This window comes from Cognatundibacterium rugosum (assembly GCF_014284365.1).
Taxonomy (GTDB): domain Bacteria; phylum Pseudomonadota; class Gammaproteobacteria; order Burkholderiales; family Burkholderiaceae_D; genus Undibacterium; species Undibacterium rugosum.
Genome location: NZ_JACOGG010000004.1, coordinates 64234 through 85604 on the forward strand (window position 1 = coordinate 64234; position 21371 = coordinate 85604).

Sequence of the window (21371 nt, forward strand, 5' to 3'; positions counted from 1 at the left end):
GCAATTAATTAGTAAAAATATACTTATGCTGCGCTTGCGTTCGTTTTGACGCCTATTTTTCAGGGACTCAATATGAAATTAAGACATCTATACTCAGTTATATTTGCAGCATTCGGCGCATACCTCTTTACTACATCAGACGTGCTTGCGTCAGAGAACAGTACAGGTCTGTACGTCAATGGTTCTATCGGAAAATCGTTCTGGAATGTGGACTGCCCGGCTTCCTCCAACTGCAAATCCAATGATACCGGTTACAGATTACTCGCAGGCTATAGCTTCAATCCACATTGGGGCAGCGAACTGGCCTATTATTCCCTTGGCACCGTCCACGCCAATGCCTATGATCCAGTGTACGGCATGGTTCCTGCTGCGTCCCTGAAAGCGTCTGGGATCGAATTTGCGGGTGTGTATCGGGAAGATTTAGGCAGCCGGATCGCCCTGTTTGCGCGTCTTGGTGTTGGGCAAACAAAGACCGAAAGTAGCTATACGCCAGTCTCAAAATCATTGCCGCTCAGTTATTCGGCGAACCGGACGCAATTGGTGTACGGCTTAGGCATCACTTACGGATTGAGCGCGAATCTTGCTATTCGCGCTGACCTGGATGCGCGCCGCGTCAATGCGGGCAATGGCAACTCAGGTAATGTGACCAGTGCCACCATCGGCTTACAAGCCAACTTCTGAAACAGTACGGGATGCTGCCGTACCTATCACTGCCAGAAGCAGCGCACTGACGCAGGCCCCGGTACTTGCTACGGGGGCCTGTGCTGACGACATTAACTCAAACGACTGTAAGCCAATGCAAGCTGCGCCCCGCACAATGCATTATTTTTCACTAAGGCAATATTAGTGTGCAGACTGCGTCCAGCAGTCAGTTCTTTAATGCGTGCCAGCAAAAAGGGGGTGACCGCTTTACCGCCAATTCCCTGCTGCTGCGCTTCATCCAGTGCCTGGCGGGTAATCGCTTCAATCTCTGTGCCTGGCATTGCATCCGCCTCAGGAACGGGGTTCGCAATCACAACACCACCTTGCAGTCCTAGTGTCCATTTGGTACTCAGAAAAAGTGCCTGTTGTTGCGCCGTGTCTAAACGAAAATCGGCGCGGAAACCACTGTCGCGGGTAAAGAAGGCTGGAAATGCCTCTTGCCCGACACTGACCACAGGGACGCCATGGGTTTCCAGATATTCCAATGTGAGTCCCAGATCGAGGATGGATTTGGCACCCGCACATACAACCGCCACTGAAGTCTGCGCCAGCTCCTGCAAATCAGCGGAAATATCAAAACTGGTTTCAGCACCACGATGTACGCCGCCGATACCGCCGGTGACAAATACCTTGATATCTGCGAGTCCGGCACAGATCATGGTTGCAGCTACCGTGGTTGCACCCAGCTTACCGGTCGACAGTACGTAGGGCAAATCACGGCGACTGACCTTGATCGCATCACGCGACTGGCCCAGCAATTCCAGCTCTGCATCGGACAGGCCAATATGGATTTTGCCATTCATGATCGCGATCGTAGCCGGTACCGCGCCCTGATCACGAATGATTTGCTCCACTTCTTTGGCGGTCTGCACATTTTGCGGATAAGGCATACCGTGAGAAATAATGGTCGATTCCAGCGCGACCACTGGCTTGCCAGCCTCACGTGCAGCCTGAACTTCTGCTGAAAATACCAGGTAATTATGCATAGCTATCCTCTTGAAAAATGTTAGGGTGCAGTTGTCCGGATACGGTCCGGCCACTTTGCAAAGTCAGTGCTGCCAATTGCTGTCCGCGCTGGCAAGCGAGTTCTAATTGTGTAGCTTGCTGCAATAAGGAATAACACACACCGGCACTGAAGGCGTCGCCAGCTCCGGTCACATCCACGACCTCACACTGTGGCGCAGGTATCGCCGTCAGCAAATTGGTGTCAGGGCGGGTGCATAGGACACCGGCACTGCCCATGGTCACGATCACATCCTGCACGCCTTGTGTACGCAGCTTAGCAACTGCTTGCTGTATCGCCGCCTGATCAGGCAGTGCCTGTCCGGCACGTTGTTCCAGTTCGCCATGATTCAAAATCAACAGCCGCAAACCTTGCAATTGCGCCGGCAGGCGCTGCATTTTCGGTTGTGAGACCGCTATCAGAACCAGCGGAATATGTTGCTGCTGCGCATCCTGCAATAATAAACTCAAGCTGTCGGCCGGCAAATTCAGGTCAGCAATCACCATGGCGGCTGCGTTGCGCTGACGCTGGCGTGAGCGCAGAAAATGCGGATCCAGCCGCTCACATACATCCATCTGCGACAGAGCCAGTACCATCTCACCCTGCGGGTTAAGCACCGCCGTGTAACTGCCGCTGCTGAAGCCAGCCAGCGTCAGGCAAGCACTGACATCGATGCCCTGCTCTGCGCTATAGCTGAGTATCGCCTGACCGGCGGTATCGTCACCGACGATGCTGAGTAGCTGTACACGCTGACCACAACGGGCGAGATTTTCGGCCACATTGCGCGCCACACCACCAAAGCTTTCAAACTGGCTCACGGGATTCGAGGTAGCCATTTGCACATCGTTCAGAGTGCGTAGTTTGCGATCCAGATTCGCACCACCTATGCACACCACAGGCCGGTGATCCGGCAAGACATAGGCACGGCCCAATATCTTTCCCTCACGCATCAGCGCCGCCACATAGCCGGCAACGGCCGACCGCGACAATTGCAACTGATCAGCCAGCTCCTGCTGAGTGACCGCTGGATGCGCCTGTATCAGCCGCAACACATTTTCTTTTCGGGACATACTGTTCATTTCAGGAATCTCAGGTATTTGGCGGGCAAATAATATGGATGGCGGCCATAGATCAAGTAGTCAGTAGCATACTCACCACGCGCCCCACGCTCCGTCACGGGGACAGCAGCAATCAAACAATTGTTTGCAACTCTAAACAATTGTTTAGACACCGTCAATCGAAGTTCGGCACCCGAATCGGGCAAACCGTCATTTCATTCACCTGGCATGCATACGTACAGCGCATAGTACCGCCTGGCGGCTGACAGCCGGAGTACGTACAAATGGCTCATATAGCTCGTATCGCTCAAATAGCCTGGTCATTTTTCATTTTTTCTTCGCTATTCCTGAGCTGTTTTTTAAACGCTATTTGACAGCAAGAGCCAAGCCCTCCACAATCTCGCTCGCTGTCAGAAAAATGCCGATTAGAGCATCTATTCCAAGTGTGGCGGACTGAAAGCTGAACTACCGAAAATTCCGATCAGAAAACCGCTGACCTGAGCGCCTACTGAACACACTGAGGACACTGTCCGTCTGGAATGGCGACCTCTGGCAATTGCACAAAAAATCACCAGAAAACGCGAATCCGCTTGACTAGGCGTTTCGCCCATAGTTAAATACGAAATCGTTTGCGCAAACGATTGCGCAACCCTATTTATTTGAGAAAAACAGCATCATGAAGCCACAGATATGCGTTGTCGGCAGCGTTAATATGGATCTGGTCTTCCGCACACCGCGTATGCCTGCGGTGGGCGAGACTTTGCATGGACACGAATTCCGTCAGATTCCCGGCGGCAAAGGTGCGAATCAGGCGGTTGCTGCAGCCCGTCAGGGCGCGGATGTACGCTTTATCGGCGCAGTCGGCGATGATGGCTTCGGCGATTTTTCTCAGCAATCGCTGTCATCTGACGGCATCACCCTGACCCATCTGAGCCGCATTCCCGGTGTCGCCACAGGCGTGGCCGGTATTTTGGTCGAAGACAACGGCAGTAACAGCATCGTGCTGGCAGCTGGGGCCAATGCTTCACTGACCCCGGCACATATAGACGCAGCAGCCTCGGATATCCGCAACGCACAAATTCTGTTGTGCCAGTTAGAAACGCCGCTGGATACGGTGACCCATGCAATCGCAACCGCGCATGCCGCTGGGGTGAAGGTCATCCTCAATCCGGCACCAGCACAGGATCTGAGCCCGGCATTGCTGGCTCAGGTGGATTACCTGATCCTAAACGAAACTGAAGCTGCTCAGCTGAGCGGTGTCCTAGTGACTGACACTGTCAGTGCCCAGGCAGCCTCTGAAAAGCTGCTGGCTATGGGTGTCGGCCAGGTATTGCTGACCATGGGCGGTCATGGCGCGCAAATCACGCAAGCAGGTCAGAGCCAGTTTATTCCTGCAATACGGGTGGATGTAGTCGACACAACAGCGGCTGGTGATACCTTCGTCGGCGCGTTTGCAGTCGGCATCGCCAATGGCTTATCGCTGCTGGAAGCCAGTCAGGAAGCACAATATACGGCAGCACTGACTGTGACTAAGCTGGGTGCTCAGACTTCCATACCAAAACGGGCAGAAGTCGTGGCTTTCATGGCTGCCCGCACAGCATAAGTGACCGTCTCCATCCCGAAGAATGCGCGGGATTTGATAAAATTTTTATTCCATGGTGAGCCAGAGGTGTTCGCCATGTTAGGCTGGTAGAGATCTGACTATGGTTAAGCGTCTGCATCCCTCACACTACGACATCTGAATAAGGAAGCTCTCATGAAACTCAAACCTTTCTGCCTGACTCTGGCTAGTCTGTTCACTGCGGCCAGTGCCTATGCTGCAGATCCTAAGTTTGCAGTGATTTACGATGCAGGCGGCAAATTTGATAAGTCCTTCAACCAATCTGCTTCCGAAGGCGCAGAACGCTTCAAAAAAGAAACCAAAATCGGTTTCATGGAAGTACAGGTCGCAAGCGATACCCAGACTGAACAGGTGCTGCGCAATCTGGCGCGCAAAAAAGTGGATCTGATCGCAGCGATTGGTTTTGCGCAGGCGCAGGCAGTACAAAATATCGCCAAAGAATTCCCGGCGACTAAATTCGTATTAATCGATGGTGTCGCCAAAGGTGACAACGTGAGTTCTGTCCTGTTCAAAGAGCAGGAAGGCTCCTATCTGGTTGGCGTAGCGGCAGCACTCGCGAGCAAATCGAAAAAAGTCGGTTTTATCGGTGGCATGGACATCCCGCTGATCCGCAATTTCTCTTGCGGCTATGCGCAGGGTGCGAAAGCGACTGACGGCAAAATTGAAATTCTGCAAAACATGGTGGGCACCACCACTGCGGCCTGGAATGATCCGGCCAAAGGTGGCGAACTGGCGCGTGCTCAGTTTGAACGCGGTGTCGACGTGATTTTTGCCGCAGCCGGTGGCAGTGGCATGGGCACGCTGCAAGCAGTCAAAGAAAAAGGCAAGCTCGGCATCGGGGTAGACTCCAATCAAAACTACATGCATCCGGGCAATATGCTGACCTCCATGGTCAAACGCGTTGATCAGGTCATTTATGACAGCTTCATGCAAATGAAGAATGGCGACTGGAAAGGCGGCACCGTCTACAAAGGCCTGAAAGAAGGTGGCGTGGACTGGGCACTCGATAAAGATAACCGCAGTGTCGTCAGCGCCGACATGGAAAAACGCATCAACGCCGCTAAACAAGACATCATCAACGGCAAAGTGAAAGTCGTCGACTTCCGCGATGCCAATAAGTGCCCGGTCTGACCCATACAGCAATTCAGCGGGGCGCAGTAAAATGCGCCCTGCTTCATTGGTAAGATAATGAGCTCTGATCCATTTCACCACTTCCGCCGAACCTAACATCCTGAACGTATGCAGCCAGCTGTCGAATTTCAACACATCTCCAAACGCTTTGGCGCAGTACAAGCCAATCGCGATGTGAGCTTCTCCATTGCGCAAGGATCGATCCACGGCATCATCGGTGAAAATGGCGCAGGTAAGTCCACCCTCATGAGCATCCTGTATGGTTACTACCGTGCGGATGGTGGCAAATTGCTCATCAACGGTCAGCAACAGGATATCCGTAACAGTCATGAAGCAATCGGTTTGGGCATAGGCATGGTGCATCAGCACTTTATGCTGGTCGATAACATGACCGTGCTGGATAACGTGATGTTGGGCGGCGAAGGTGGCTTCCGTCTGCAAAAAAACCGTAAGCAGGTTGAGCAGCAATTGCGTGACATCTGTCAGCGCTATTCACTCGACGTCGATCCACTCGATAAGATAGAAGATTTATCCGTCGGCGTGCAGCAAAGGGTGGAAATCCTGAAGCAGATCTATCGCAGCGCGAACATCCTGATTCTGGATGAGCCGACCGCGGTATTGACGGTACAGGAAACCGCTTCCCTGTTCGAAGTATTACGCCTGTTCAAAGAGCAAGGCAAAACCATTATCCTGATTACCCACAAGCTGCAGGAAATTCTGGATATCACGGATGAAGTCACCGTGATGCGTGCCGGTACGGTGGTGGGTGCGGTACAGACAGCAGCAACCAATAAAGAACAACTGGCAGAGCTGATGGTGGGCCGCCCTATCGAGACTCAGCTGCCGCGTGCGCCGTATGCGCCGGGCGCAACGGTCCTCGATGTCAAAGGTCTCAACCTGATCAATGCCCAGCAAGTCAGTCTGCTCAAAGACATCAATTTCCAGATCCGCGCCGGTGAAATCGTCGCCATCGCCGGTGTTTCAGGCAATGGTCAGAGCGAATTACTCGAAATTCTGAGCGGTATGCGTCTGCCTACGACAGGCGACATCAGTATGCAAGGTAAGACTTTGCCCTATGCCGGACGCAAGGATGCGGATGGCTTGCCCGCCACTTTCCGTGAACTTGGTATCGCCCATGTACCGGAAGACAGGCTGCGCGACGCGGTAGTCAAAAACTTCTCGGTCATGATGAACAGCTTCCTCGGTTACCAGAAAAAACTGGGCAAAAGCTTGGGCTGGCTGGATTACAAATCGATTTTAAAAAATTGCCAGAATTTGCTGGCACAGTTTGATGTGCGTCCATCCGATCCGCACTTGCGTATCGCATTGCTATCCGGCGGTAATCAGCAAAAAGTCGTGATGGCACGTGAAATGGCTGCCAATCCACAACTGATTTTAGTCGGTCAGCCTACCCGTGGCGTCGATATCGGCACCATAGAAAGCCTGCATGCGCGCCTGCTCGCCATGCGCGATGCCGGGGTTGCGATTTTGCTGGTCTCGGTAGAGCTGGAAGAAGTACGCGCGCTGGCTGACCGCATTCTGGTGATGTCAGGCGGTTGCATTACCGGCGAGCTGAAAGTAGAAGAATTTGATGCTACCCGCATCGGCCTGTTAATGGGTGGCTTGCACAAACACTGATGCGGCTGTCCTACCCGGACAGTCAAGCGTCACCAGAGTAATTCTTTAAGACGATACGTATGAACCAAACCGATCTGCCTCGCTGGGCCACTGCCTTTGCCCTGCCCCTGTTGAATCTGCTGTCAGCCTTGCTGGTGGCCGCAGGTGTGATCTATCTGCTGGGTGAAAGCCCGCTGGAATCGCTGGGCATCCTGCTCAATGCGGCGGTGTTTAACCCAGAGGGTCTGGGCTACACCTTATTTTATGCGGCGACCTTTATCTTCACCGGTTTATCGGTATCGATAGCGATGCAGGCCGGTTTGTTTAACATCGGCAGTGAAGGCCAGATGTATATCGGTGGTCTGGGCCTGACACTGGTGGTGCTGGCACTGGATGCGAGTCTGCCGGGCTGGGCGCTGATCCCGCTGGCCATGCTGGGCAGCGCGGTATTCGGTGCGGCCTGGGCTTTTCTGCCGGGTTATCTGCAAGCCAAACGCGGCAGTCATGTGGTAGTGACCACCATCATGTTTAACTTTATCGCTGCCAGCCTGATGAACTATGTGATCGTGAGCTTCCTGATCCCGGCTGGCGAACAAAACACCGCCAGCCGCGTGTTTGCTGAAAGCGCCTGGCTGCCTAAACTCAATGGCATTTTACCGATCTTGGGTGAAACGCCGCTCAATATCAGCTTTATTCTGGCGCTGCTGGCACTGGTGATTTACGGTCTGGCTGTGTGGCGCACCACCTGGGGCTATCAGTTGCGCGCCACCGGACTAAATCAGCACGCGGCCCACTATGCCGGTATCTCAATTAGCAAAACCATCATCGTCACTATGATGATTTCCGGTGCACTGGCCGGTCTGGGCGCGGTTAACTCGGTGATGGGTTCCACCCACTATCTGAATCTGAATTTCCCGGCTGGTGCCGGTTTTATCGGCATTGCGATTGCCCTCATGGGGCGTCAGCATCCGGTCGGCATCCTGTTGTCCGCCATCCTGTTTGGCGCGCTGATCCAGGGTGGTTTCGATCTGTCGCTGGAAAAACCGACTATTCCGCCTGAAACCTTTATCTTTATCCAGGGCCTGATTATCCTGTTCTGTGGCGCCATGGAAAACCTGTATGCACCGGCTTTATCTGCCCTGCTCAAACGTAAGCCATCCTGAGGAAAAATGATGTTTGATGATTTTCAATTTTCCAGCATTCTGGTGTCTACCATCCGCAATGCCCCGGTCCTGATTTTCGCTGCCATGGCAGGTCTGTTTGCAGAGCGCAGCGGCGTGGTGGATCTGGCGCTGGAAGGCAAGATGCTGGCCTCGGCCTTTGTCTCAGCCGCAGTCGCCTACGTGACGCAAAACCCATGGCTGGGCATCCTGGCTGGGGTCGGCGTATCGGTCGCCATCGCGCTGTTGCAAGGCTTTGTCAGCATCACACAGAAAGGTAATCAACTGGTGGCCGGGATCGCGATCAATATCGCACTCAGCGGCCTGACTTTTGTGCTGGCTCAGTTCTTTTTTATGCAAGGTGGCCGTACCCCGGATCTGGGTGCAGCGCGCCTGTTTGACATCGTGCTGCCCGGTTCGGAAGCGCTGGCTTCAATACCGCTGCTGGGCTGGATCTATACCCGTCTGATCGGTGGTCACAGTGCGCTGGTGTATCTGGCATTTGCACTAATACCGCTGGTGCACTGGGTGCTGTACCACACCCGCTTTGGCCTGCGCCTGCGCGCGGTGGGTGAAAACCCTCATGCAGCAGACGCAGCAGGTGTCAATGTTGAACGCACCCGCTTTATGGCGATGCTGTGTGCCGGTTTGCTGTGCTCATTCTCGGGCGCGTATCTGTCCATCGTACAAAGCGGTTTTTTCCTGCGCGATATGTCGGCCGGTAATGGCTATCTGGCGCTGACGGCGCTGGTATTCGGTAACTGGCGTCCGCTGCAAACGGCGCTGGGCTGCCTGATGTTTGGTTTTTTCACTGCTCTGCAAGTCCAGATCGAAGGCGTGGTCTTCCCTGGCTTAGGAAAAGTGCCGGGATCATTGATACAGATGATCCCTTATGTAGTAACCGTCGTCGTTCTTGCAGGCCTGATGGCGAAATCCGTCGCGCCTAAGGCGATAGGCGTGCCGTTTGTAAAGTCAAGATAAAAGACTATAAAACCTGCTGGCAAACTGCATGGGGCTGCCCCATGCCGGCTGCCGGTGATTTATTTTTTAAATCGACAACGTTACGGCCTCCTTGAACCAGGTCAAACACAACAAATTGCTTCAAACTGGGTTCTGTTCAATGGCCAGTTGAAGCTATTTCCTGGAGTAAATCCATGCAAGCAAAACATAAAGTCATTTTCGATACGGATCCTGGTGTAGATGACGCAATGGCGCTGTATTTCGCGCTGGCCCATCCTGATATCGATGTAGTCGGTATCACCACTACCTTCGGCAATGTCTATGTCGAACAGGCGACCATCAACGCACTGTACCTGACCCGTATCGCGGGCCGTGCTATCCCGGTTGCGCAAGGCGTCAATGTACCGTTCGCCAAAGCAGCCGGTACGCCGCCAGACTTCATCCACGGCGCAGATGGCCTCGGCAATCTGCCATCCCGTATCGAAGTCGGTGGTCAGGCTGAAGTAGAAAGCGCAGCGGAATTCATCGTCAAGATGGCACGTCAGCATCCGGGCGAAATCACGTTGGTCGCAGTCGGCCCGCTGGGCAATCTGGGGCTGGCACTGAAAATGGAACCACAACTGCCTAAGCTGCTGAAAAAAGTCGTACTGATGGCGGGTGCGGTTGATGAGCCGGGCAATGTCTCACCGGTTGCTGAAGCCAACGTCTGGAATGATCCGGATGCAGCCGATCTGGTCTTCACAGCAGGCTGGGATCTGACCATGGTTGGTCTGGACGTTACGCACCGTGTGGTCTTGCCATCGAGCTTCTTTGCACGCCTCGCAGAACAACATCAACACATAGCGATGGATACCCTGTCGCACGCTGTGAATTTCTACGCCAACTTCTACCAAAGCATACGCCCTGACCTCGGACACGCTTGCTATGGTCATGACGTACTGGCCTTTGTCTGGCTGGTGGCACCGGAAATCTTTGAGACCCAGAGCGGTCGTGTGCGCGTTGCCAAAGAAGGCATAGGCAATGGTCAGACTATGATGGCGAAACTCGCTATCCCTTACCCGCAAGCAGGCTGGGAAGCCAGCAAACCGGAAACCCGCGTCTGCATGAAAGTGGATGCAGATGCCTGCGCTAAGCTGATCGACCAGACCCTGTCCGGCGACTGGCTGCAACCAGCGCTGGCGTAATCGGGAGAGAACAATGTTGATACAACCTGTTGACTACCGTGATCCGGATGCAGCGAAAAAATTCACCGAAAGCCTGCACAACACCGGCTTTGGCGTATTGACCAATCATCCCTTATCGCAAACCCTGCTTAACACCATTTATCAGGAATGGTACGAGTTCTTCCAGACTGATGCGAAGCACAAGTACAACTACGATACTGAAAAAATGGATGGCTATTTTTCGCCTAAAGTCTCTGAGACCGCCAAAGGCTTTGCCAAACGCGATCTGAAAGAGTTCTACCATGTGTACCCTTGGGGCCGTGTGCCATCGGAAGTATCGAACGCGGCACGCGAATACTACGAACAAGGCAATCAGCTGGCGACAGAATTGCTGCAATGGGTGGAAGACCATACCCCGGCAGACATCAAAGCCAAGTACTCCATGCCTTTGTCGGACATGATCACCGACAGTGACATGACCCTGCTGCGCGTATTGCACTATCCACCGCTGAATGGCGATGAAGAACCGGATGCAGTCCGTGCTGCGGCCCATGGCGACATCAACCTGCTGACCGTTTTGCCAGCAGCGACCCAGGCTGGCCTGCAGGTTTTGGGCAAGGACGACGCCTGGCATGATGTGCCATGCGACTTCGGTATGCTGATCGTCAACATCGGCGACATGCTCGATGAGGCCTCACAAGGCTATTACCCGTCGACCATTCACCGCGTGCTGAATCCGACTGGTGAAGAAGCGAAGAAGTCCCGTATTTCGCTGCCACTGTTCCTGCATCCACGTCCTGACGTCGTGCTGTCTGAACGTCACACGTCCGGCAGCTATCTGCAGGAACGTTTGCGTGAACTGGGCGTGAAAAAATAAGCAGAGACCCAGACAGAATGCGGCTGTTGGCAGCTTTTCGGGCTGACAGCCATATTCTGTGCCGACTTCTGTTTGCAGCAATTCAGCATTAAATACGCAGTAAGTAAGCAGTAAATAAGCAGTAAATAAGCAGCAAAGAATTCTGAAGGCATGCGAGGCATGCCTTTTTTTTCCTCAAGACGAAACACTGACAGACGAGTCAAAGACCGCTACGGAGAACTTCGACATGCAAGACCAGGAATTAATCGCCCTGGCCAATCAGGCCAGAGAAAAAGCTTATGCGCCGTATTCGCGTTTTTTAGTGGGCGCTGCCTTGCTGACCAAAGATGGCAAAGTTTTTCAGGGCTGTAATGTAGAAAACGCGTCTTATGGTCTGTGCAATTGCGCCGAACGCACTGCCTTGTTTTCAGCCATCGCCGCGGGCTACCGCCCACGTGAATTCGCAAAAATCGCCGTCACCGGCAATACCGAAGCCCCGATCGCCCCTTGCGGCGCCTGCCGCCAGGTGCTGCTGGAACTCGGCGGCCCTGAGCTGGACATCATCCTGACCAATCTCAAAGGCGACATCAAAACCACCACCGCCGGTGCGCAACTACCGGACGCCTTTTATCTGCAACGGGAATAAGCTGGGTGGTAGAGCGCTGCCACTGTTGAAAAAATCCAATGGAATATCAGAATGAGTATTAAAACTAAATTTTGAAAGCTTAGTATAAAATTATATTTTTTACACTTTCAATTTACGCATATGACACGTATTTATGCATTGCTTATTGTCTTTTTAAGCGCATTATTTTGCTTGCCTGAATGTCACGCTGCTCAACCTTTACCTGATAGTGAAACTACAGTAGTTCGAATTGTTGACGCTAGCACCCTATCGAAAGAAAAAATTTTTACTGGCACAAAAATCTGGATTGCAGAAAATTTCCGATCAGCTAAAGCTGTTCTCGAGTACGAAAGCAAAGATGACGGCATACTAATTGGTAATGGAAGTATGAACTTTCCGACTTCTGGTGCTATGGAACTTGCAATCAAAGGAGATTGGCTCGTTCAATTTACAATGAGGGTTGATATTAAAGAAGAGAAATTTCGACTATCTTTCATCAATATCACCATCTCTACTCCAGCAAAAGCCACTTCCGGCGGCGGAGTCTTACCTGCATATAGTGGACCTGTTTGGAATCAAGCCGATATGCAAAAGATCAAAGTAAAGCTCGAAGGATTTGGTGATTCAATTTTGAATTCCGTCACATCAAGTAAAGCTAAGATAGATTTTTAAGCTCAGGTAGAGAAAAGCTCACTTTTCACCGTATAAGCTATCAAACCCATCGCGCCACTAAATACCAATTCACCTTTAAGTGCAGGCGCATGAACAACAAGTGTGGGTAATTTTTGGAGCACTTAATCGATGAGTCACATATCGTTAATACCGAGCGGCGATGAATTTTAAACAGACTTGATATTGCTTTCAGTCCGCTCAGCATCAAATGGCGCAATAACTCTATCGCGCCATTCAATCTACACAGACAAAAATAAACCACATTCGGTCTTTGCTTCAATTCAAGTTATACACGAAATCATCCAAAGATTTAGCGACGCAGTTTTAATTTAGTAGTTTAGATTGAAGCTCTTTAATCGAAGGATGCTCGGGTGCAAGCTTGATTGCATTTTCTAAACTACGAATGGCTCGCTCTCGGTTTCCGCTTGTGTAATATTGTTTTGAACTTTTCACAAACCAATCAGCAGCGAGCAAATAAGAAGCATTCGTGCCAATACCATCTCGGTACATCTCTCCAAGTAAGCTCATAGCTGCAGGGAATTCTAGTAACCCGACATTTTTCTGATTTTCAGCAACGACTTTTAAATCGGCCAATGCCTGTGAGCAAATTGCAGCATCCCTGGTAACTCCCGATTGTTTTTTCATCATTTTACATATCTCATTGCGGTACCAAGCAAAGTAGTACATTGCTGGTGCCTGCTGCGCGTTCGACCTATTCATTAACTCTTGCAAATAACTTCCAAAGAGAGGGGTCTTTTCTACAGCTGCACCAAGCTCAACTATTTTCCCCATCAATTGATATGAACTCAGCTCCTCATATTGCGGTTGAGCTGCTATATAGGGAGCTGAGGTTAGCAAAAGAAGCCCGCTTAATTTAACTGCATTTTTTAAGCACGCTAAAGCTCGTGGAAACATCAATAGTTCACGCATTTTTTAAATGTAATTAATTTACGTATTGCGAATATATCCTCACCTCACCCTATTTGCAATTTTTATCATTAAGAGTAACTCTTGAACATTCTGCCAGCCGGTACAAAAACCGCTAATATGCAGCCTGATACTGCCCGGCCTGAATCACAGAGGGCGGTATCGCTGTAAGCACGCCTCTATTTCCGCCCCTAACCAGGAGACCCGCATGCATAATCAGAATGACAGAGCAGAATTTAACAGCCTGACTGGCGCCAGCGTAGACAGCACGGGTACGCAAAGCAAAGCGAGCAGCCAGCAGGAAAACAATCGACGTCAGTTTTTGCAAAGCGCGCTGGGCGTGGGCTTTGCGGCCGCGGCCTTACCGGTCTGTGCCCAGACCATGCTGCTTACACCAGCAACTGGCCTGAGTGAGCAAAGACTGCAGATAGATGTCGATGGCCAGGCAGTATCGGTGTATAGCGTACGGCCTGAGGGTAAGCAAAGTCTGCCTGTGATTTTGGTGGTGTCGGAAATTTTTGGAGTCCATGAGCACATCGCGGACGTGGCGCGCCGTTTTGCCCAACTCGGCTATCTGGCGCTGGCACCAGACCTGTTCGTGCGTCAGGGTGACGCGAGCAAATATGCGAGCGTGGCAGAGCTGATCAAAGAAGTCATCGCCAAAGTCCCCGATGCGCAAGTGATGCGCGACCTGGATGCGGTGCTGGCCTGGGCCGATAAACATGGCGGCGATCTGAAGCGGGTCGGCATCACTGGTTTTTGCTGGGGTGGCCGCATCACCTGGATGTATGCCGCACATAATCCTGCTATCAAAGCCGGGGTGGCCTGGTATGGTCGTCTGGTGGGTGAAGCGAATGCGCTGACGCCGCTGCATCCGGTCGACATTGCGGCCGCGCTCAAGGTGCCGGTGCTGGGTTTGTATGGTGCCAAAGATACCGGCATCAGCCTGGACTCCATCGTCAAAATGGAAGCAGCGCTGGCGAAAGGCAGCAGCCATTCTATATTCAAAGTGTATGAACATTCCGGCCATGCCTTCCATGCCGATTACCGTCCCAGCTATGTGGAAGCCGATGCCAAAGATGGCTGGAAAGCTTGCGTGGCGTGGCTAAAGGCGAATGGCGCGGGCTAAGCCAGACTCAGTCCATCCGTGAATGTACAAGTGCAGCGGCTTGCGGGCTGCTGCGGATTTGCTTAATTCGGCGGTCTGTGCTTTAATTTGCAACCTGGTTGCAAATTCCTCTGAGGTTTAAAATTCACTCCACCCTGTTATCCATTCTCTTCACCACAGCCTTAGCAGGGGTGCTGAGCATATCCGCCGCTGCGATTTTCTCATTCTCTCTGTTATCGAAAATGGTGGAAAGATTGGTCAGCCTGTCGGTCGGTATTATGCTGTCCACCTCTTTGCTGCATGCGCTACCGGAAGCCTTTGAATCCAAGGCCGATCCACGTACGCTGTTCGCTTGTCTGCTGGCCGGTTTGCTGGCGTTTTTCCTGCTGGAGAAAGCCGCGATACTGCGCCACTCGCACCATCATGAAGGCGATGGCCACCATCACGAACATGGGCATGATGCACATGAGGCAGGCAAATCCGGCTGGATGATTTTGGTCGGCAATGGCATGCATAACTTCACCGATGGCATCCTGATTGCAGCGGCTTTTCTGGCGAATCCTGAACTCGGTATCGTGACAGCGTTCGCGATTATCGCGCATGAAATTCCACAGGAAATCGGTGACTTTATCGTCTTGCTCAATGCCGGTTTCAGCCGCACCCGCGCCTATCTGTACAATCTGATGACCAGCATGATGGGCGTGGTCGGTGGTGTATCAGGCTATTTTTTACTGGAGCAGGCGGCCGACTTGCTGCCCTATGTGTTGGTGCTGGCTTCTTCAGGATTTATTTATATTGCCGTCAGCGATCTGATGCCTCAAATGCAGCGCCGCGCCACACTCAAAGAAACCGTGCCCCAGGTCTTGCTGGTCACGCTGGGCATCGTGCTGGTGTTGCTGGTGACGGGTCATCACTGAGACCAGACTGTGACTCAGCTCCCCACAAAAAAAGCACTGTGTATCAACAGTGCTTTTTTTGTACACGGACCAATGCCGTCTTAACGCTCAACCGGACGCGCAGGATCGGCGCACCATTCGCTCCAGGAGCCCGGATACAAAGCCGCACCGCGCAGGCCGGCGACTTCCAGTGCCAGCAGATTGTGGCAGGCAGTCACGCCTGAGCCGCATTGCATGATGGCGCGCGCCGGATCGCAGATCAGTTGCGCCCACTCCTGGCTTAATTGTGCGGCGGGTTTAAAGCTGCCGTCAGCTTGCAGATTATCTTTGAAGAAGCGGTTTTTGGCGCCAGGAATATGGCCACCGACCGGGTCCATGGTTTCATTTTCACCGCGGAAGCGATCCGGCGCACGCGCATCAATCACGATGCGTTCTGCACTCTCCAGATTGGCTAGCACCTGCGCCACGCTGACCTGGGTAACCAGGCTGGACTGTACCTGAATATTACCTGGAGCACGGCTCACTTGCTCTGTGCTGAGTGCATAACCAGCGGACTGCCAGGCCGGTATACCACCATCCAGCACGGCAACCCCAGCATGACCTATCCAGCGCAGCATCCACCACAGGCGCGCAGCAAACATGCCGCCATGGGCATCCACCGCCACCACTTGGGTATCTGCATTGACGCCCAGCTGACGCAGGCTGGCGGCAAAGTCTTCTGCATCCGGTAAAGGATGGCGGCCGCGGAATACGCCATCAGCGCCAGTTTTAGCAGCCGACAACACCTGATCCAGGTGCACAAACTGCGCACCAGGCAAATGTCCGGCAGCAAATGCGCGGGTGCCGGCATCAGCATCAGTCAAATCATGGCGGCAATCCAGAATGATGGTATTGCTCTGTGCTGCAGAGTCAATCAAAGCGGCCAGTTGGCCAGCACGGATTAAGCTGGTGTACATCGTTTCCCCTTAGATGAAGAATGAAGACATGATGCAGACGAGCGGCTTGCTGGCCTACTCAGTCGCAATCGGATCAGGTGCTACTCAGGTAGCACTTTAGCAGGACTATTGCGTGCATTGTAAAAACTGGCCAGACAACCACTGCACAGTATCACGACGATGCCGGCCCAACTGAGCCAGGACAAACTGTCATGCCAGATCAGCACATCCCAGATACTGGAAAAGACAATGCCCAGATATTGCAGATTTGCAGTCAGCAAGGTGTTACCCAAGCGGTAGGCACGTGTCATCGCCATTTGGGCGAGTGCCGCCGTAATGCCGATGGCCAGCAACAGCAAAGCACCCTGCCCTGTATGTGCATGCCAGCCCACACCGCCAGCCAATGCGCTCAGGCTCACCCCAAGAAACCCGGCGACCGCACAGGTCAGTGAAAAATAGAACACCACGCGGTATTCCGGCTCGCCAGCCACGCCCATTTGCCTGACCTGCAGATAGGCCAGAGCCGCCAGCATGCCGGACACCAGCGCAATCACGCCACCCAGCCACTGATCTGCATGGATCGTTGGTCTGAGCAGCAAAATGACACCGCCAAAACCCAGCAATATCGCCGCCACCAAACGCCAGTCCAGCTGTTGTTCACGCAGTCGCCAGGCACGTAAGAACAAGAAGGCGGCAATCCAGACTGCGGACATATAGTTCAGCGTAACCGCCATCGCCAGTGGCAAGCGACCTATCGCGTAAAACCACATCCACAGCGCAGCCACGCCGACCAGACCACGCCATAAATGACTGCCCGGCATGGTCGTACGCAGAGTGCCGCGCTGAACCCGTATCAGTGCTAACAGCAGCAGACTGCCGATCAGGCCTCGGTAAGACACAATTTCTGCAGTTGCATAGTGAGCAGAAGCGAGTTTGACGCAGACGCCCATCAGTGAAAACAACAGACTGGCGACCAGCATCCATAAAGATTGCATTTCTATTTCTCCGCTCACCTCGGGCGAGCTGCGCTTCACCGAGGCATTCAACAAATTCAGGCAACATGATTGCGGCACTCGGTCGCCACAAACGTTTGCTTCAGGATGAAAAAGAGGCGCATAGCAAATGCCAGCGCCTCTTCATTTTTGACCGCATACGACAACACGATGCGAAATCAGAATGTCATGTTACGACGATACCATTCGTGGAAATGCTGCATGCCATCTTCCATCGGTGACTGATAGGGTCCGACTTCATTTTCTCCGCGTTCCAGCAGGATCTTACGACCTGCATCCATGCGCATCCCGATTTCATCGTCTTCTATGCAGGTTTCCATATATGCTGCGCGCTCTGCTGCGATGAAATCACGTTCGAACAAAACGATTTCTTCAGGATAGTAAAACTCCACCACATTGCGGGTTTTACCCGTTGTAGTTGGCCACAGCGTGGACACCACCAGCACATGCGGATACCATTCGACCATGATATTCGGATACAGCGTGAGCCAGATCGCGCCGTATTTCGGCGCTTCACCATTGCGGAACTTCAGCAATTGCTCCTGCCACTGACGATAAACGGGTGAGCCGGATTTGAGCAGACCACTGTTCACGCCCACGGTTTGTACACTGTAGTCTTCACCGAATTCCCAGCGTAAATCATCGCAAGAGACGAAACTGCCCAGGCCAGGATGGAAAGGCTCAACGTGATAATCTTCCAGATACACCTCAATGAAGGTTTTCCAGTTGTATTCACATTCATGCACCTCCACATGATCCAGCATATAGCCGCTGAAATCGAGGTCCTTGGTCACACTCAGTTGCGCCATGCGCTCCATCACGTTATAACCATTTTGCTCGAACAGCAAACCATTCCAGTTCTGTAATGGAGTGCGTTTCAGATTCATACAAGGCGTATCTGAAAAGTGCGGCGCACCGATCAGCTCACCTTTGAGATCATAGGTCCAGCGATGTAAAGGACAGACGATATTATTCGTATTGCCGCGCCCATTGAACATCAATGCCTGGCGGTGACGGCAGACATTCGACATCAGCTCTATGCCCTGTGCATGACGCACCAGCATGCGGCCTTCATTTTCAGACTGTAAAGTAGCAAAGTCACCTACGTTAGGAACCATCAGTTCGTGGCCCACGTAGCGAGGACCTGCCTGGAACAAATCCTTGATTTCACGCTGCAAAAGCGTCTCATCAAAATAGACGTGTACCGGAAGTTGCGCGTCAGAACGCGCTAATGTAGACAAAGAAGCCAGATCGGACATCCCCACCCCCCAAATTAATTTGCACCAACCTAAGAGAGAAAGAATCCACAAAAACCTGTTTCCGACTGGTTTGCTGCCAGAGCGGAAATTCAAACGATCAAACGACTTGAAGAGGAAATTTTGGACAGAACCCGAGATTATACCTGAATCTTGCAACTTTGCCCCGCGCTGATGAAATTTCCTGAGCAAAATCAACTTCTTAGCATGCAGCCCCCAAGGCCGCTCTGCGTCATAAACAACATCGCAGATGTTTTAGGTAAAAACATCTAAATCATTCCCGGCAGAAAAACCAGCAGTCCGTTTTTCCTACCCGAGCAACCAGCCAGATCATAGGGAAATACCACGCCGGCAAAACCATGTCATGGTCTGTGCTTACAAGAAATACCACACCATAACATCGCACATGATGCTGGTTTCCCGCCGATTTATGCTGCATCGCAGCTTGTCGCTGACGAGCAGCAAACTTAGTCTGCAATCACGTTGTTCATACCGCCACAGGTCCGAATGCCCGCAGAGGCATGCGGTACAACGTTGCCTGGTTTCATTGGAGTCTGCTTTTGAATTCAATCTGGACCGACACAACATAGCTGGCACGAATCAGCCTGATGCATGACCCACAGTAAGGCCAGCAACAGCGCAAAGTCAGCTTGTTTGTCACAGTCCGCCAACTTTTGAAAGAGTCAAGATGAACAACACTATGATGAAGAAAATGCTCGCTTTCTTTCTCGCGTTGTCTGTATTACCGCAACAGACATGGGCAGCAGGTTATACGGAGACAAAATTTCCTATCGTGCTGGTGCACGGCCTGTTCGGATTTGACCAGATCGGTCCGGTCGATTACTGGTATGGCATTCCTGGCGCGTTACGCGCAGATGGTGCCAAAGTATATGTCACTCAGGTCGCTGCGGCGAACAGCACCGAAGTCCGCGGCGAACAATTACTCACGCAGGTCAAACAAATCCTGGCTGTCACCGGCGCCAGCAAAGTGAACCTGATCGGGCATAGCCACGGCGGCCCGACCATACGCTACGTCGCGTCGGTGCGCCCTGATCTGGTCGCTTCCGTCACCTCCGTCGGCGGTGTCAACCGTGGCTCTAAAGTGGCAGACGTGCTGCTCGGTGTTGCGCCTGATGGCAGTCTGCCCAATGCAGTGCTGGTGTCGGTGGCGAATGGATTGGGAACCCTGATCAGCTTCATCTCCGGCAAACCTGGCTTGCCACAAGATGCGCTGGCAGCGGCGAAATCCCTGAGCACAGCTGGCTCACTGCAATTCAACAGCCGGCATCCGGCTGGGGTGCCGACCAGCGCTTGCGGTGAAGGCGCATACGCTGTGAATGGAGTCGCCTATTACTCCTGGAGCGGTGCAAAAACCTTGACTAATCTGCTTGATGTGTCAGATCCGGCACTGGCACTGACTTCGCTCGCGTTCGCGGGAGCCAAGAACGACGGCCTGGTCGCCAGCTGCTCTACCCATCTGGGAAAGGTGATCCGTGACGACTATGCCATGAACCATCTGGACGAAGTCAATCAGGCGATCGGACTGGTCAACATTTTCGAAACCAATCCAGTCACGATTTACCGTCAACATGCGAACCGTCTGAAAAACAGCGGCCTGTAATTGACAGCGACACTCTGACGGAGCCGGCAGCATGAAAACACTGAGCAGGACACTTGGTTTAGCGGCGTTAGGCAGCGCCGCTTTTTTCGCTTTCTGGAACACTAAACTCACTGACCAACAGGACAGAGCTCAGCTAACGGCACCAGATACCCACTTGTCTTTCGTGCGCTCTATGGACGGAACACAAACCGATGGCAAGCTCGAAGAAGCGCGAGGCGAGCTGGTGGTCAATGCCGAATTACGATTGATGTTCGATTACTATCTGGCCGCTACCGGAGAAAAATCACTGGCTGAGATTCGTCAGGAAATCGAAAAAGTGCTGGATCAGCGCTTACCTCCGCATGCGGCTTCACAAGCTAAACAATTACTGAGCCGCTATCTGCAATATAAAACGGCCTTATTTGATAGTGAAAAACAGCTGGGACAGAACGTTCAATCAGCCACCATGATGGCGACAGCCATGCGCACACGCTGGCAGGCGATGCAAAATCTGCGACTGCAGTATTTCAGCGCCAAAGAAAGTCAGGCGATGTTTGGCTTCGATGACGCGTATGATCTGGATGCCATTGCGCGGCTAGAGATAGCGAATAACCGCGCACTGACGGAAGCTGAAAAGCAAATGCGTTTGCGCACGCTGGATGACAACTTACCAGCGGACCTGAAAGAAGCGAAAAACGCACCATTGCAAGTGATACGCCTGGAAGAACAGGCAAACGCGATGCGTCAACAAGGTGCCAGCGAAGATGATGTGTATCGTATGCGCGCCGCTACCATCAGCCCGGACGCGGCAAACCGCCTAGCACAAGTGGACCGCGAGGAAGCCGATTGGAAATCACGGATACAGCGTTATCTGAATGAACGCCGCAGCCTGATCAACATGGGAATGAACGAAGTACAGCTATCCCTATCCATACAAGAACTCAGAAATCGTTATTTCAGCAGCCAAGAACAATTACGCTTGCCGGCCTATGAAGAACAATAAAATGGATGCACAGATGCCTGGGGCGATCTCATTCCACTTTTGTGATCGCTGTGATCCACTTGTCT

At 52.5% G+C, this 21371-nt stretch carries 20 protein-coding genes; 14 read left to right on the top strand and 6 right to left on the bottom strand.

Annotated elements, in window-relative coordinates; all coding sequences use genetic code 11:
• Nucleotides 1–72: 72 nt before the first annotated feature.
• Nucleotides 73–681, top strand: a complete 609-nt coding sequence (locus H8K47_RS04985; protein ID WP_186880328.1) for an outer membrane beta-barrel protein — start codon at nt 73–75, stop codon at nt 679–681.
• A gap of 92 nt (nt 682–773) precedes the next feature.
• Here the strand turns inward: H8K47_RS04985 and H8K47_RS04990 are convergent, their stop codons facing one another.
• Together H8K47_RS04990 and H8K47_RS04995 are read right to left on the bottom strand one after the other, a co-directional pair.
• Complete coding sequence (locus H8K47_RS04990) at nt 774–1688, bottom strand: pseudouridine-5'-phosphate glycosidase (protein WP_186880329.1); 915 nt, start codon at nt 1686–1688, stop codon at nt 774–776.
• The gene (locus H8K47_RS04995) at nt 1681–2775 is read right to left on the bottom strand and encodes a carbohydrate kinase (protein ID WP_230410152.1); all 1095 of its coding nucleotides are present in this window, start codon (nt 2773–2775) and stop codon (nt 1681–1683) included. Before H8K47_RS04995 ends, H8K47_RS04990 begins: the two co-directional genes overlap by 8 nt.
• A gap of 664 nt (nt 2776–3439) precedes the next feature.
• Here H8K47_RS04995 and rbsK point away from each other — a divergent pair.
• The 9 genes from rbsK (at nt 3440) to H8K47_RS05040 (ending at nt 12568) form a co-directional block, all read left to right on the top strand.
• Nucleotides 3440–4366 (top strand): ribokinase, encoded by a 927-nt coding sequence (gene rbsK, locus H8K47_RS05000; protein ID WP_186880331.1) that lies wholly within the window; start codon nt 3440–3442, stop codon nt 4364–4366.
• A 153-nt stretch (nt 4367–4519) separates the two neighbouring features.
• Nucleotides 4520–5515 (top strand): BMP family lipoprotein, encoded by a 996-nt coding sequence (locus tag H8K47_RS05005; RefSeq protein ID WP_186880332.1) that lies wholly within the window; start codon nt 4520–4522, stop codon nt 5513–5515.
• 108 nt (nt 5516–5623) lie between these two features.
• Nucleotides 5624–7153: an ABC transporter ATP-binding protein gene (locus H8K47_RS05010; protein ID WP_186880333.1), complete on the top strand. Its 1530-nt coding sequence runs from the start codon at nt 5624–5626 to the stop codon at nt 7151–7153.
• 59 nt (nt 7154–7212) lie between these two features.
• Entirely contained in the window at nt 7213–8295 is a 1083-nt protein-coding gene (locus H8K47_RS05015; protein ID WP_186880334.1) for an ABC transporter permease, read from the top strand.
• Nucleotides 8296–8301: 6 nt separating this feature from the next.
• Nucleotides 8302–9273 carry an ABC transporter permease gene (locus tag H8K47_RS05020; protein ID WP_186880335.1) on the top strand — a complete coding sequence of 324 codons (972 nt, stop codon included), beginning with the start codon at nt 8302–8304 and terminating at the stop codon, nt 9271–9273.
• A 173-nt stretch (nt 9274–9446) separates the two neighbouring features.
• A complete protein-coding gene (locus H8K47_RS05025; RefSeq protein WP_186880336.1) occupies nt 9447–10436 on the top strand; it encodes a nucleoside hydrolase in 990 nt (329 codons plus the stop codon).
• A gap of 13 nt (nt 10437–10449) precedes the next feature.
• On the top strand, nt 10450–11292 hold the full coding sequence (locus tag H8K47_RS05030; RefSeq protein WP_186880337.1) for an isopenicillin N synthase family dioxygenase: 843 nt from the start codon (nt 10450–10452) through the stop codon (nt 11290–11292).
• A gap of 142 nt (nt 11293–11434) precedes the next feature.
• On the top strand, nt 11435–11917 hold the full coding sequence (locus tag H8K47_RS05035; protein ID WP_186880465.1) for a cytidine deaminase: 483 nt from the start codon (nt 11435–11437) through the stop codon (nt 11915–11917).
• Between the two features lie 120 nt (nt 11918–12037).
• On the top strand, nt 12038–12568 hold the full coding sequence (locus H8K47_RS05040) for a DUF4468 domain-containing protein (protein ID WP_186880338.1): 531 nt from the start codon (nt 12038–12040) through the stop codon (nt 12566–12568).
• Between the two features lie 324 nt (nt 12569–12892).
• Here H8K47_RS05040 and H8K47_RS05045 read toward each other — a convergent pair whose 3' ends face one another.
• Complete coding sequence (locus tag H8K47_RS05045) at nt 12893–13498, bottom strand: SEL1-like repeat protein (protein ID WP_186880339.1); 606 nt, start codon at nt 13496–13498, stop codon at nt 12893–12895.
• Nucleotides 13499–13703: 205 nt separating this feature from the next.
• Here H8K47_RS05045 and H8K47_RS05050 point away from each other — a divergent pair, with 205 nt between their 5' ends.
• On the top strand, nt 13704–14624 hold the full coding sequence (locus H8K47_RS05050) for a dienelactone hydrolase family protein (RefSeq protein ID WP_186880340.1): 921 nt from the start codon (nt 13704–13706) through the stop codon (nt 14622–14624).
• A gap of 143 nt (nt 14625–14767) precedes the next feature.
• Nucleotides 14768–15520, top strand: coding sequence for a ZIP family metal transporter (locus H8K47_RS05055; protein ID WP_408057827.1), 753 nt, complete (start codon nt 14768–14770; stop codon nt 15518–15520).
• Nucleotides 15521–15600: 80 nt separating this feature from the next.
• Here the strand turns inward: H8K47_RS05055 and H8K47_RS05060 are convergent, their stop codons facing one another.
• The 3 genes from H8K47_RS05060 to H8K47_RS05070 all read right to left on the bottom strand — a co-directional run bounded on the left by H8K47_RS05060 (nt 15601) and on the right by H8K47_RS05070 (nt 18706).
• On the bottom strand, nt 15601–16455 hold the full coding sequence (locus tag H8K47_RS05060) for a sulfurtransferase (RefSeq protein WP_186880341.1): 855 nt from the start codon (nt 16453–16455) through the stop codon (nt 15601–15603).
• 80 nt (nt 16456–16535) lie between these two features.
• Nucleotides 16536–17429 carry a DMT family transporter gene (locus H8K47_RS05065; RefSeq protein ID WP_186880342.1) on the bottom strand — a complete coding sequence of 298 codons (894 nt, stop codon included), beginning with the start codon at nt 17427–17429 and terminating at the stop codon, nt 16536–16538.
• A gap of 176 nt (nt 17430–17605) precedes the next feature.
• The gene (locus tag H8K47_RS05070; RefSeq protein WP_186880343.1) at nt 17606–18706 is read right to left on the bottom strand and encodes an aromatic ring-hydroxylating oxygenase subunit alpha; all 1101 of its coding nucleotides are present in this window, start codon (nt 18704–18706) and stop codon (nt 17606–17608) included.
• A 685-nt stretch (nt 18707–19391) separates the two neighbouring features.
• Between H8K47_RS05070 and H8K47_RS05075 the strand changes: the two genes are divergently transcribed.
• On the top strand, nt 19392–20324 hold the full coding sequence (locus H8K47_RS05075; RefSeq protein WP_186880344.1) for an esterase/lipase family protein: 933 nt from the start codon (nt 19392–19394) through the stop codon (nt 20322–20324).
• A gap of 31 nt (nt 20325–20355) precedes the next feature.
• Nucleotides 20356–21306 carry a lipase secretion chaperone gene (locus H8K47_RS05080; RefSeq protein WP_186880345.1) on the top strand — a complete coding sequence of 317 codons (951 nt, stop codon included), beginning with the start codon at nt 20356–20358 and terminating at the stop codon, nt 21304–21306.
• Nucleotides 21307–21371: the final 65 nt, after the last annotated feature.